The 13,185-nt window shown below is 61.5% G+C and carries 14 protein-coding genes; 5 read left to right on the forward strand and 9 right to left on the reverse strand.

Annotated elements, in window-relative coordinates:
• Window positions 1–155 precede the first annotated feature (155 nt).
• The 3 genes from GUY40_RS05570 to GUY40_RS05580 form a co-directional block, all read right to left on the reverse strand.
• Window positions 156–431, reverse strand: coding sequence for an HU family DNA-binding protein (locus tag GUY40_RS05570; RefSeq protein ID WP_166567940.1), 276 nt, complete (start codon window positions 429–431; stop codon window positions 156–158).
• A gap of 188 nt (window positions 432–619) precedes the next feature.
• Window positions 620–1,768, reverse strand: coding sequence for an NAD(P)/FAD-dependent oxidoreductase (locus tag GUY40_RS05575; protein ID WP_166567941.1), 1,149 nt, complete (start codon window positions 1,766–1,768; stop codon window positions 620–622).
• 25 nt (window positions 1,769–1,793) lie between these two features.
• Entirely contained in the window at window positions 1,794–1,961 is a 168-nt protein-coding gene (locus GUY40_RS05580; protein ID WP_166567942.1) for a rubredoxin, read from the reverse strand.
• 197 nt (window positions 1,962–2,158) lie between these two features.
• On the opposite strand from GUY40_RS05580, the gene GUY40_RS05585 reads away from it, so the two are divergent.
• Both GUY40_RS05585 and ubiA read left to right on the forward strand, forming a co-directional pair.
• Window positions 2,159–2,722 (forward strand): chorismate lyase, encoded by a 564-nt coding sequence (locus GUY40_RS05585; protein ID WP_371924719.1) that lies wholly within the window; start codon window positions 2,159–2,161, stop codon window positions 2,720–2,722.
• Complete coding sequence (ubiA, locus tag GUY40_RS05590; RefSeq protein ID WP_166567944.1) at window positions 2,722–3,612, forward strand: 4-hydroxybenzoate octaprenyltransferase; 891 nt, start codon at window positions 2,722–2,724, stop codon at window positions 3,610–3,612. Before GUY40_RS05585 ends, ubiA begins: the two co-directional genes overlap by 1 nt.
• Before the next feature lie 43 nt (window positions 3,613–3,655).
• Here the strand turns inward: ubiA and GUY40_RS05595 are convergent, their stop codons facing one another.
• Entirely contained in the window at window positions 3,656–4,030 is a 375-nt protein-coding gene (locus tag GUY40_RS05595) for a hypothetical protein (protein WP_166567945.1), read from the reverse strand.
• 144 nt (window positions 4,031–4,174) lie between these two features.
• Here GUY40_RS05595 and phoB point away from each other — a divergent pair, with 144 nt between their 5' ends.
• From phoB to GUY40_RS05610, 3 genes are all read left to right on the forward strand, one after another.
• Window positions 4,175–4,864, forward strand: coding sequence for a phosphate regulon transcriptional regulator PhoB (phoB, locus tag GUY40_RS05600; protein WP_010225936.1), 690 nt, complete (start codon window positions 4,175–4,177; stop codon window positions 4,862–4,864).
• Between the two features lie 61 nt (window positions 4,865–4,925).
• Entirely contained in the window at window positions 4,926–6,236 is a 1,311-nt protein-coding gene (gene phoR / locus GUY40_RS05605) for a phosphate regulon sensor histidine kinase PhoR (protein ID WP_371924723.1), read from the forward strand.
• Window positions 6,237–6,334: 98 nt separating this feature from the next.
• Complete coding sequence (locus GUY40_RS05610; RefSeq protein WP_166567947.1) at window positions 6,335–7,675, forward strand: hemolysin family protein; 1,341 nt, start codon at window positions 6,335–6,337, stop codon at window positions 7,673–7,675.
• A 9-nt stretch (window positions 7,676–7,684) separates the two neighbouring features.
• On the opposite strand, the gene GUY40_RS05615 is transcribed toward GUY40_RS05610, so the two are convergent.
• From GUY40_RS05615 to pstA, 5 genes are all read right to left on the reverse strand, one after another.
• Entirely contained in the window at window positions 7,685–8,581 is an 897-nt protein-coding gene (locus GUY40_RS05615) for a peptidoglycan DD-metalloendopeptidase family protein (protein WP_166567948.1), read from the reverse strand.
• A 177-nt stretch (window positions 8,582–8,758) separates the two neighbouring features.
• Window positions 8,759–9,649, reverse strand: coding sequence for a response regulator (locus tag GUY40_RS05620; protein WP_166567949.1), 891 nt, complete (start codon window positions 9,647–9,649; stop codon window positions 8,759–8,761).
• Window positions 9,650–9,809: 160 nt separating this feature from the next.
• Complete coding sequence (gene phoU, locus GUY40_RS05625) at window positions 9,810–10,571, reverse strand: phosphate signaling complex protein PhoU (RefSeq protein WP_166567950.1); 762 nt, start codon at window positions 10,569–10,571, stop codon at window positions 9,810–9,812.
• A gap of 69 nt (window positions 10,572–10,640) precedes the next feature.
• On the reverse strand, window positions 10,641–11,474 hold the full coding sequence (gene pstB / locus GUY40_RS05630; protein ID WP_166567951.1) for a phosphate ABC transporter ATP-binding protein PstB: 834 nt from the start codon (window positions 11,472–11,474) through the stop codon (window positions 10,641–10,643).
• Window positions 11,475–11,559: 85 nt separating this feature from the next.
• The gene (pstA, locus tag GUY40_RS05635; RefSeq protein ID WP_178117698.1) at window positions 11,560–13,176 is read right to left on the reverse strand and encodes a phosphate ABC transporter permease PstA; all 1,617 of its coding nucleotides are present in this window, start codon (window positions 13,174–13,176) and stop codon (window positions 11,560–11,562) included.
• Between the last annotated feature and the right edge of the window lie 9 nt (window positions 13,177–13,185).

Here is a 13,185-nt window from a genome sequence, read left to right on the forward strand (position 1 = left end):
CAGTGTAGCGGTTTGAATGCCTGTTTTTCCAACGTGATGACAGAAGATAACTGCGTTTTCGTGTACAAATTCCGACTATACAGTCATAAAAAATGGGCATTGCTGTCAGGCAATACCCATTTTTTCACGCGACGACAAAAGGGTCGCTACGGCGGTCAGGGATTGACGCTGTCTTTCAGGAATTTGCCCGGCTTGAACGCAACGGTGTTGCTGGCCTTGATCTTGACCGGCTCGCCGGTCTGCGGGTTTTTACCCGTACGGGCACCGCGATGACGCGGCAGGAAGGTACCAAACCCGACAAGCGTGACGCTGTCCTTCTTGTGAAGGGCATTGGTGATTTCTTCGAGAACAGCATTGAGGACGCGATTGGCCTGCTCTTTGGTCAGATCCGCTTTTTCAGCGATTGCGGCTGCCAGTTCTGGTTTACGCATGATGAAGCCTCTTTGACGGGTTTTTTGTTGTTATGTTCGTGCTGTTCCGCTGAACAGCGCCCAAGGCGCCGCAGGCTCTAAGCTGCGGCAGACGGGAGTGAGAATGGCACGCCCCCAAGGGCCGCGCCAGTCTCAACACGACCTTTGTAGAGGCAAAGGCGGGGTGATTCCGACAGAAAGGCCTTTATTCACGCCAACAGCGGTGGAAGCTGCTTGTTCAGTGCCAGCTTCTCGCTCACCGCCGCGCCTGTCAGGGCATAACCGAGCAGCGATCCCTCTGCATCGCGGCATAGCACCTTGATGTCGGCGCCCTCGCCTTCGACGCTCCAACTGCCTTCGCGACCCCGTGGCGGTGGCGAGACAACAAGGGGGCAAACCGGAGTTTTCACAGTAATCGGCATCGGCCCGTACTTGACCTGGGTCGGAGTACCCGCCAGGGTTTGCGCCAATGCCCGCGCGCAGCTCATCAAGGGCATGACGTACAGCAGATTGAGGCCGTCGACCTCGGCGCAATCGCCCAGGGCATAGATGTTCGCGTGGGAGGTTTTCAGCTGGCGATCAACGACCACGCCACGGTTGACCTCAAGGCCCGCTGCGGCTGCCAGGTCGACCCGTGGGCGCAGTCCGATGGCCGACACCACCACATCGCAAGCGATGGCAGTGCCATCAGACAAGTGCGCTTCCAGGCCCTCTGCCGATCGCTGCAGACGGGTCAGTACCGGACCCAGATGGAACCGCGCACCCAGCCCCTCAAGCCCGGCTTGCACGGCCGCCGCCGCCGCGGGGTGAAGCAGGGTTGGCATCACTTGCTCGCAGGGGGCGACCAGTTCGACCTCATAGCCGCCCAGCATCAGGTCATTGGCAAATTCACAGCCAATCAGCCCGGCGCCCAGCAGCAGTACCCGGCGCTTGCCCTGCGCCGCCGTGCGAAAGCGGGCGTAGTCTTCCAGGTCGTTGATCGGGAAGATTGAATCCTCGGCATCACCCTCAACCGGAACCTGCACCGTCTGCGCCCCCCAGGCCAGGATCAGGTCGCGGTACGCCACTTGCTCCTCGCCGATCCACAGCCGCTTGTGGCCGGGGTCAATGCCGCTGATCCGGGTATGGGTGCGAATTTCAGCCTTGAGCTGATCGGCCATGACGCCGGGCTCGGCCATGCCAAGGCCATCGGCATCCTTTTTCTTGCCGAAGCCGATGGAGAGCATGGGCTTGGAATAGGAACGACCGTCATCGGCGGTAATGAGCAGTAACGGCGTTTCGCCATCGAGCTTGCGAAATTCCCGGGCCAGGTTGTAGCCGGCCAGGCCCGTGCCCACGATCACGACAGGTGCAGTCATTCACTGGTTTCCTTGTTTGGGTGAATCAGGCGATTTCGATCATCTCGAAGTCCATTTTGCCGACGCCACAGTCCGGGCACAGCCAGTCTTCGGGTACGTCTTCCCAACGGGTACCCGGCGCGATGTCATCGTCGGGCCAACCCTCGGCCTCGTTGTAAATCAGGCCACATACCACACACTGCCACTTCTTCATTAACGGGTTCCTCAATGCTCAGGCTTTGTCGCGGTCGATCGTTGTTGATGAGGTCTGTCGACCTGCGCAGCGGGTTTTGTACTGATGCGCGGGCCAGTATGCAAGCGGCGTGCTCAAGAGAGATGTACCAACATTTGTTCCTTTGATTCTTTCGCATGCTAAGCTCGCCGCCTCTCTGGCAAGCATCCATACCTACCGTGCCGCACGACATCCCTCTGATTACCACGCCGCAATGGCTGACGCAGTCACGGCTGGCGACGCCGCTGGCGCCGGTCACCCTCGACTGGCTGTTCGACCAGGGCTCGCTCACCCGCCGCCTGATCCAATTATCCGCCGATCACTTCAGCGTGACACCTGTGCTCGAAAGCTGGCAGCCCCTGCGCGACGACGAGTGCGCGGCGCTGGACTTGGCCCCGGGCAGCATTGGCTGGGTGCGCGAAGTGTATTTGCGTGGCCACGGCGAGCCTTGGATCTTTGCCCGCAGCGTTGCTGCGCGGGCGGCACTGGAACAGGGCGGGCTGCACATGGATCAGTTGGGCAGCCGCTCGCTGGGTGAGTTGCTGTTTTGTGATCAGGCCTTCAGCCGACAGCCGATTGAGGTCTGCCATTACCCGGCGGCCTGGCTGCCGACGGATCATGAAACCGAAGGACTCTGGGGCCGCCGCTCGCGTTTCGACCGCGATGGCTTGAGCCTGCTGGTCGCGGAAGTGTTTCTGCCGGCCCTGTGGCAGGCTACCGAACCGTCCCGGGAGAACGATTGATGTACCAGAGCCTGCTCAAATCCCTGAATCGCCTTAACCCGCGCGCCTGGGACTTTGTCCAGCTGACGCGGATGGACAAGCCCATCGGCATCTACCTGCTGCTGTGGCCAACGCTGTGGGCGCTGTGGATTGCCGGCGAGGGTTCGCCTACGCTTGCCAACGTGTTCATTTTCGTCACCGGCGTGGTGCTGATGCGCGCCGCCGGCTGCGTCATCAACGACTTCGCCGATCGCAAGGTCGATGGCCACGTCAAGCGCACCGAGCAGCGGCCGCTGCCGGCGGGCAGGATCAGTTCGCGCGAAGCGCTGGTATTCTTTGCCACACTGATCGGCGCCAGCTTCCTGCTGGTGCTTTGCACCAACGCCACCACCATCTGGCTGTCGTTCGGCGGCCTGGCGCTGGCTGCCACCTACCCGTTCATGAAGCGCTACACCTATTACCCGCAAGTCGTCCTGGGTGCGGCGTTTTCCTGGGGGATGCCGATGGCGTTCACTGCCGAAACCGGCAACCTGCCGGCGGCGGCCTGGCTACTGTACATCGCCAATCTGCTCTGGACCGTGGGTTACGACACCTATTACGCCATGACCGACCGTGATGACGACCTGAAGATCGGGGTCAAGTCCACGGCCATTCTGTTCGGCGAGTCGGATCGACTGATCATCGTCATCCTGCAAGGGCTGGCACTGGGCTGCCTGCTGCTGGCGGGTGCGCGCTTCGAGCTGGGGCTGTGGTTCCACTTGGGTTTGCTGGTCGCGGCGCTGTGTTTTGCCTGGGAGTACTGGTACACCCGCGAACGCGAGCGCATGGCCTGTTTCCGCGCGTTTCTGCACAACCACTGGGCAGGTCTGGCGATTTTCGTGGGGATCGTGCTGGATTACGCATTGCGTTGACCGCTCGCTCAGGAGCGGCCAACCCGCCTTCAGGCGTCAGGCGTCAGGGTTTGGCGACGTGCCAGACATCTTTCATACCGTCTCCGGTCATATCCCCTGCTTTCTTGTCCTTGACGAAGGTGTACAGAGGCTTGCCTTTGTACGCCCACTGCATGCTACCGTCATCACGCGTAACGTGAGTCCAGTCGTCCTTGGCTGCTTCTTTGCCCATAACCATCAGCGGCGGCCAGTTCTTGGCACATTCGCCGTTACACATCGACTTGCCGCCGGCGTCCTTGTCGAAGGTGTAAAGTGTCATGCCCGCCTGGTCGACGAACATGCCATTTTTTGCCATGGCATGATCCGCCGAAGCCACGCTTGGCAACGCCAGAGCAGCTGCAGTAAAAAGGGCCATCCAGTTCAGCGTATGTCGTGTCATTGGAGCCACCTCTTGTTTGGGGAGAGGCTTAATAGCCTAGCTCAGTAACCGAATGTTGCTGCGACCTCCCCCGACCTGTCACACGACTGCAATAATTCCGTTATCTAATGCGGGCCAGGACACTTAACGGCAGAGGTTTGGAGCATGGTTGGCAGAAACATTCTGATCGTCGACGACGAAGCGCCCATTCGCGAGATGATCGCCGTTGCATTGGAAATGGCTGGCTATGACTGCCTGGAGGCCGAGAACTCCCAGCAGGCCCACGCCATCATCGTCGACCGCAAGCCGGACTTGATCCTGCTCGACTGGATGCTGCCTGGCACCTCCGGAATCGAGCTGGCGCGGCGCCTCAAGCGTGATGAGTTGACGGGCGATATTCCGATCATCATGCTCACGGCCAAGGGCGAGGAAGACAACAAGATCCAGGGCCTGGAAGTCGGCGCTGACGACTACATCACTAAACCGTTCTCGCCTCGCGAGCTGGTCGCGCGCCTGAAGGCCGTGCTGCGCCGCGCCGGCCCAAGCGACGGCGAAGCGCCGATCGAAGTCGGCGGCCTGCTGCTGGACCCGATCAGCCATCGGGTTACCATTGACGGCAAGCCGGCCGAGATGGGCCCTACCGAATATCGCCTGTTGCAGTTCTTCATGACCCACCAAGAGCGCGCCTACACCCGCGGCCAGCTGCTCGATCAGGTCTGGGGCGGCAACGTCTACGTGGAAGAACGCACTGTCGATGTGCATATCCGCCGCCTGCGCAAGGCCCTCGGTGACGCTTATGAAAACCTGGTACAGACTGTTCGTGGCACCGGCTACCGGTTCTCGACCAAAAGCTGACCCCCGATTGACCAGTCACGAAAGGACTCGTCGTTAATTGAACCAGAACTGGCACGGCACCCTGATCCGCCACCTGCTGCTTCTGCTGACTGTCTGCCTGCTGGCAGGATTGGTAAGCGGTTACTACGGTGCAAGCCTGGCGTTAGGCCTTGGGCTGTACCTGGCCTGGACCCTCAAGCAATTGCTGCGCCTGCATGAATGGCTGCGGCTGTATAAACCCGATGAACCACCGCCGGACGGCTATGGCCTGTGGGGCGAAGTCTTCGACAGCATCTATCACCTGCAACGCCGCGACCAGCGCGTGCGTGGGCGCCTGCAAGCGGTCATCGACCGGGTCCAGGAATCCACCGCGGCCCTGCGCGATGCGGTCATCATGCTCGACAGCGATGGCAACCTTGAATGGTGGAACCGCGCCGCCGAAACCCTGTTGGGCCTGAAAACCCCTCAAGACAGCGGCCAGCCGGTCACCAACCTGGTGCGCCACCCGCGCTTCAAGGAATACTTCGACGTCGGCAACTACCACGAACCACTGGAAATCCCCTCGCCGATCAACGATCGCGTGCGCGTGCAGCTGCTGATTACCCGCTATGGCAACAACGAGCACCTGATGCTGGTGCGCGACGTCACCCGCATTCATCAGCTCGAACAGATGCGCAAGGACTTCGTCGCCAACGTCTCCCACGAGTTGCGCACGCCGCTGACCGTGATTTCCGGTTATCTGGAAACCCTGCTCGATAACGTCGAGGACGTGAACCCACGTTGGGTGCGGGCCTTGCAGCAGATGCACCAGCAAGGCGCACGCATGCAAACCTTGCTCAATGACTTGCTGCTGCTGGCCAAATTGGAGGCGACCGATTACCCCTCCGATAACCTGCCCGTGAAGGTCGACAGCCTGCTGCAAACGATCCAGAGCGATGCGCGGGCGCTGTCCGGGCCGCGCAATCAGCAGATCAGCCTGGAGGCCGATGCCAGCCTGTATCTCAAGGGCAGCGAGACGGAACTGCGCAGCGCGTTTTCCAACCTGATTTTCAACGCGGTCAAATACACTCCCGACAACGGCCAGATCCGTATCCGCTGGTGGGGCGATGAGCGAGGTGCCTACTTGAGCGTCCAGGACTCGGGCATCGGCATCGATCCCAAGCACATCCCGCGCCTGACCGAACGTTTCTACCGGGTAGACTCCAGCCGCGCCTCCAACACCGGCGGCACCGGGCTGGGCCTGGCGATCGTCAAGCATGTGCTGATACGCCATCGCGCTCGCCTCGAAATCTCCAGCGTGCCAGGCCACGGCAGCACGTTCACCTGCCATTTCGCCCCGGTTCAGACTGTCTCCCGGCTATCGGCCAATACCACCAGCGGCGCCCGCGACTAGGCAATTGGTCGCGCAGCCGCTACATTGCCTGACTTGCGCCTGCATTTCAGGCGCGCTATTGCCCCCATTTCAAAGACGGAACCCGTAAAAACTCCATCATGGACCCTTCCCCTGGCTTTAACCTCGCTTCACTGTTTGCCGACTTCGGCATGATTCTTTTTGCTCTGCTACTGGTGCTGCTCAACGGCTTTTTCGTTGCCGCCGAGTTCGCCATGGTCAAGCTGCGCTCGACCCGGGTCGAGTCCATCGCCGAGCAACACGGCTGGCGCGGCCAGATCCTGCGCACCGTACACAACCAACTGGACGCCTACCTGTCCGCCTGCCAGCTGGGTATCACCCTCGCCTCCCTGGGCCTTGGCTGGGTCGGTGAGCCGGCCTTTGCGCACCTGCTGGAGCCGTTGCTGGGCGCTGTCGGCGTGCAATCGCCGGAAGTGATCAAGGCTGTTTCGTTTTTCAGCGCCTTCTTCATCATCTCGTACCTGCACATCGTGGTCGGCGAGCTGGCGCCCAAGTCGTGGGCGATCCGCAAGCCCGAGCTGCTGTCGCTGTGGACGGCGGTGCCGCTGTACCTGTTCTACTGGGTCATGTACCCGGCCATCTACCTGCTCAACGCCAGCGCCAACACCATCCTGCGCATCGCCGGGCAAGGCGAGCCCGGCCCGCATCACGATCATCACTACAGCCGTGAAGAACTCAAGCTGATCCTGCACTCCAGCCGTGGCCAGGACCCGAGCGACCAGGGCATGCGCGTACTGGCCTCGGCGGTCGAGATGGGCGAGCTGGAGGTGGTCGACTGGGCCAACTCCAAAGAAGACCTGGTGAGCCTTGAGTTCAATGCACCGCTCAAGGAAATCCTGGCGATGTTCCGTCGCCACAAGTTCAGCCGTTACCCGGTCTACGACTCCGAGCGTGGCGAATACGTCGGCCTGTTGCACATCAAGGACCTGCTGCTGGAACTGGCGGCGCTGGAGCATGTGCCCGAGTCATTCAACCTGGCCGAGCTGACCCGGCCGCTGGAACGGGTTTCCAAGCACATGCCGCTGTCACGGTTGCTGGAGCAGTTCCGCAAGGGCGGCGCGCACTTTGCGCTGGTCGAGGAAGCCGACGGCAAGGTCATTGGCTATCTGACCATGGAAGACGTGCTGGAAGTGCTGGTCGGGGACATTCAGGACGAGCACCGCAAGGCCGAACGCGGCATCCTCGCCTACCAGCCCGGCAAACTGCTGGTGCGCGGCGATACCCCGCTGTTCAAGGTCGAGCGCCTGCTGGGCATTGATCTGGACCACATCGAGGCCGAAACCCTCGCCGGCCTGATCTACGAAACCCTCAAGCGCGTACCCGAAGAGGAAGAAGTGCTGGAAGTTGAAGGCCTGCGCATCATCATCAAGAAGATGAAAGGCCCGAAAATCATTCTGGCCAAGGTGCTCAAGCTCGATTGAACCGCGCTGTCATTGCCCGCCCACTGCAAAGTTGGGCAGGCTGCCCACCGGCTGATTGAACTGGTAGGGAATCGACTCCAGCGCCAGCCCGACGTTGCGTTGAATCACAAAATGCAGGTGCGGGCCGGTGCTGTTGCCGGTATTGCCCGAGCGCGCCAGCGCCGCGCCCAGACCCACCCGCTGCCCCTCGCGAACCACCACCGAGCCCTGCATCAGGTGCAGGTACACACCCATGCTGCCGTCGTCATGCAACACCCGGACAAAATTGCCCGACGGGTCGGTGCCGCGCCCCGACTGATTGTTCTCGACCTTGATCACCATGCCTGAACGCGCGGCGATGATCGGCGTGCCTTCGGGCATGGCGATGTCCTGCGCATAGCGTCCCTTGGGGCCGAAATGGCTGTAGCGGCCGTTGGCGCCCTGGGTCAGCTGGAATGGCCCGCCGGTCCAGGGCAACGGGTAGCGATAGGCCCTGGGGCGCGCTGAAGGGTCGCCCAGTGCGTAGCGGAACGCGTGAGTATAGCGAGGGGGCTGGCCGACCGTCCTGGCCGCCAGCGAGGCCAGCGTGACGCTTGAACGGGCGGGCACTACCTGGCGCACGAGCCTGGGTGGCGACGTGCGAACGTTGCTGACGCCGTCCAGCTTCAGCTCGACTTCCACCGGGGCGAACAGCTCGTTACGCACGACGAAGGCTGTGATGCCACTGCGCTTCTGAATATCGAGGCGTACCTGCGTTTCCAGGTGCTCGACCATTTGATCGCGAAACACAAACACCCACGCACCCGGGGTTGGCTTGTCGGAATAGGAGACGACACCGTTGGCATCGGTCGACTTGTAGATGGTCGCGGCCACGGCCGAGCTGGAGGCCATGAAAAGACCACAGAGAAGCAATGAACGCGCGAGCATGGGCAGCTTTCTGGCAAATTTGACTGCGGGGAAGACTAGCAGGTGCTCTGCGGGGTGTGCATCCAGGAGGGCCTCATTCGCGGATAAATCCGCTCCCACATATTCCCCGCTCAGCATCTGAGGATGCTGGGCTTTCAATGTGGGAGCGGATTTATCCGCGAATGGTTCAGCGCCGATTCAGGCACCCGGCACAAAGTGCTTCAACGCCGCCCCACGGGCAATCAGCCGCGACAGGTAATCGAGCTTCTGGGCGTCCTGGTCGACAAAGCGGAAGGTCAGCTGCAACCAGTCGCTGTCAGGCTTGGGCTCGTAAGCGACGATGGCATGCAGGTAGCCGTTGAGCCGGGCCACTTCCGCATTCTCGCCCTGCTCAAGATCGAGCACGGCGCCTTCGAGCACCTGCGGCAAGACTTCACTGCGACGCACCACCAGCAACGCTTCCTTGAGGCTCAGCGCCTTGATCACGCACTGCTGATTGCCGCTGGGCAGCCGCAACTGACCCTGTCCACGGCCCGTCGGCGGCGGTGCCTTGGGGGTTGGATTGATCAGCGGTTTGGCAGCCGACGCAGGCGCCGGTGTGGGTTTAACCACTTCGGCCTTGCCCCCGGTCAACGCGCTCAAAGAGTCATTGGCAAATGCCGGGGCAACGCGGGTGGGCGCGATACTGACCTGCACGGCCTCAAGCTTGCCGATCTTGCCCAGGGCCTTCTGCACCTTGGTCAACAGCTGCTCGTTGGTGAACGGCTTGCCGATAAAGTCGGAGACGCCGGCCTGAATGGCCTGCACCACGTTCTCCTTGTCACCGCGGCTGGTGACCATGATGAACGGCAGGGCCTTGTGCCCGTCCTGGGAACGGCACCAGCTGAGCAGCTCAAGTCCCGACATCTCGGGCATTTCCCAGTCGCACAACACCAGGTCGAATTTCTGGGTTTGCAGCAGCACCTGGGCCTTGCGGCCGTTGATGGCGTCTTCGATGACCATACCGGGGAAATAATTGCGCAGACACTTCTTCATCAGGTCACGAATGAACGGCGCATCATCCACAACCAGCACGCTGACTTTACTCATCCACCCCTCCTCAAAAATCCCGACAAGCATAGCGCTGGATGATGGCCTTTTGCCAAAACCTGGCTCACGCCGGGACTTTTATTCGTTCGCGGCTGCCTTGCTTTGATCTGCCGCAAACGAAAACGCCCGGCCAAGGCCGGGCGTTTGTTCTCGGGCAGTCTTACTTATCGTCCGCTTCACCCGAAACATTAGCGCTTTCGGACGTGGTGCCCTGCACTTCCTCTTGCATGCGCTTGAGGCCCAGGTGGCGAACGTCGGTGCCGCGCACCAGATAGATCACCAGCTCCGAAATATTGCGCGCGTGATCGCCGATACGCTCAAGCGAACGCAGGGCCCAGATCACGCTCAACACGCGGGAGATCGAACGCGGGTCTTCCATCATGTAGGTGACCAGCTCGCGCAGCGCGGTCTTGTACTCGCGGTCGATGTTCTTGTCGTATTGCGCCACCGACAAGGCCAGGTCCGCATCGAAGCGGGCAAAGGCGTCCAGTGCATCGCGGACCATGTTACGCACCTGGTCACCAATGTGCCGAACTTCGACATAACCGCGCGGCGACTCGCCTTCTTCGCACAGCTGGATGGCGCGGCGGGCGATCTTGGTCGACTCGTCGCCGATGCGCTCCAGGTCGATCACCGACTTGGAAATGCTGATGATCAGGCGCAAATCCGAGGCCGCCGGCTGGCGGCGCGCCAGAATGCGCACGCATTCCTCGTCGATGTTGCGTTCCATCTGGTTGATCTGCTCGTCCACTTCTCGAACCTGCTGGGCCAGGCCCGAGTCGGCTTCGATCAGCGCGGTCACGGCGTCGTTGACCTGCTTCTCGACCAGCCCTCCCATCGCCAGGAGGTGGCTGCGCACTTCCTCGAGCTCCGCGTTGAACTGCTGGGAGATGTGGTGCGTAAGGCTGTCTTTATCAATCATGCTTGAAATCCTTGAAGCGTCCGGTGAGGTGCGGTCGACCGCAGCGTTCATACATCGAATCGTTAAGACCTAGCCGTAACGACCGGTGATGTAGTCTTCAGTCTGCTTCTTCGCCGGATTGGTGAACAGGGTATCGGTATCCCCGAATTCAACCAGCTTGCCCATGTACATGAACGCGGTGTAGTCGGAGACCCGCGCCGCCTGCTGCATGTTGTGGGTCACGATGACGATGGTGTACTTGGATTTCAGCTCGTAGATCAGCTCTTCGACCTTCAGGGTCGAGATCGGGTCCAGCGCCGAGCACGGTTCGTCGAGCAACAGCACTTCAGGCTCGACCGCGATGGTACGGGCGATCACCAGACGCTGCTGCTGGCCGCCGGACAGGCCCAGCGCGGATTCATGCAGGCGATCCTTGACCTCGTCCCACAGCGCCGCCCCTTTGAGTGCCCACTCGACGGCTTCGTCGAGCACGCGCTTCTTGTTGATGCCCTGGATACGCAGGCCATAAACGACGTTTTCGTAGATGGTCTTGGGGAACGGGTTCGGCTTCTGGAACACCATGCCGACCCGACGACGCAGCTCGGCCACGTCTTCGCCCTTGCGGTAGATGTTATTGCCGTACAGGTTGATGGCGCCGTCGACACGGCAGCCATCGACCAGGTCATTCATGCGGTTGAAGGTGCGCAGCAAGGTCGACTTGCCGCAGCCCGACGGGCCGATGAAGGCGGTCACGCGTTGCTTGGGGATGTTCAGGCTGACGTCGAACAGCGCCTGCTTTTCGCCGTAGAACAGGCTCAGGCCGGGCACTTCGATGGCCACGGTTTCTTCAGCCAGACGCAGGCTCTGTTTGTCGCGACCCAGAGCCGACATGTTGATGCCGTGGGAGTGGGATTCTTGCTGCATGGGTAGGCTCCATACGCTATCAATTCGTTTCATCGCGCCACCCGGCAAGGCCAGGCGGCGCGGTCGATGTAGGGTCAGGCGTGGATCAGCTGTCCAGGGCCTTGTACTTCTCGCGCAGGTGGTTACGAATCCACACTGCCGACAGGTTGAGCGTGGCGATCACCAGCACCAGCAACAAGGCAGTGGCGTATACCAGCGGCCGCGCCGCTTCCACGTTCGGGCTCTGGAAGCCGACGTCGTAGATGTGGAAGCCCAGGTGCATGATCTTCTGATCCAGGTGCAGGTACGGATAGTTACCGTCCACCGGCAACGACGGTGCCAGTTTCACCACACCCACCAGCATCAGCGGCGCAACCTCACCGGCAGCACGGGCCACCGCCAGGATCATGCCGGTCATCATTGCCGGGCTGGCCATTGGCAGAACGATCTTCCACAGCGTCTCGGCCTTGGTGGCGCCCAGCGCCAGCGAGCCTTCACGCACGGTACGAGGAATCCGCGCCAGGCCTTCTTCGGTGGCCACGATCACCACCGGCACCGCCAGCAGTGCCAGGGTCAGGGATGCCCAGAGCAGGCCCGGGGTACCCAGGGTCGGGGCCGGCAGGGCTTCGGGGAAGAACAGTCGGTCAAGCGAGCCACCCAGCACGTAAACGAAGAAGCCCAGGCCGAACACGCCGTAAACGATAGCCGGAACACCGGCCAGGTTGTTCACCGCAATGCGGATCAGGCGGGTTACCGGGCCCTGGCGGGCGTACTCACGCAGGTAGACCGCTGCCAGTACGCCAAACGGCGTGACGATCACAGCCATGATCAGGGTCATCATCACCGTACCGAAGATGGCCGGGAAGATCCCGCCTTCGGTGTTGGCTTCACGCGGGTCGTCGCTCAGGAACTCCCAGACCTTGCTGAAGTAAACACCCATCTTGGTGAAGGTGCCCATGCCGTTGGGCTGGTAAGCGTGAACGACCTTGCTCAGGTTGATCTCGACTTCCTTGCCGTTGGCATCGCGCGCCACCAGGCTGTCGCGGTTCAACGACTGGTGCAGGTCACCCAGGCGCTCTTCGATGGCCTTATAGCGGTTGTTCAGCTGCGCACGCTCGGATTCGATGTCGGCCTGGGCGGCAGCGTCCAGCTTGCCGCTCAGTTCCAGCTTGCGGGTCTGCAGACGCAGGCGCTCAAGGCCGTGGTTGATGGCGCCGATGTCTTTCTTCTCGAGCTTGCTCAGCTCACCGGTCAATTGGTCGGCACGCTTGAGGCGTGCCTGCAGCTCGCCCCAGGCATCCTGGCCCTGGGCGACAACCTTGCCGTCTTCCTTGACGCTCACCAGATAGCCGTAGAAGTTGCCCCACTCACGGCGCTCCAGCGCCATCAGTTCGGCGGGCTTGCTGTGGTTGGTCAGCCATTCGCCGACCACCCAGGTGAAGTCGCTGCCGTTGAGGTCACGGTTACCGACCTTGATCAGCTCGCGGGTCATGAACTCCGGGCCAACATCGGGCACCGGCAGACCGGCACCCTTGAGACGGACGCGCGGCACCTCTTCTTTCTGCACCACTTCGCCGACGACGATGTGGTTGGCCTGGCCTGGCACGTTGTAGTTGGCGTGCAGCAGGTCGGCTGGCCAGAAGTGGCCCAGGCCGCGCACGGCGATCACCGCCAACAGGCCAATGGTCATGATCACAGCGATGGAAACGGCCCCACCGCTCATCCAGACACC

The organism is Pseudomonas sp. R5(2019) (genome assembly GCF_009905435.1).
Taxonomy (GTDB): domain Bacteria; phylum Pseudomonadota; class Gammaproteobacteria; order Pseudomonadales; family Pseudomonadaceae; genus Aquipseudomonas.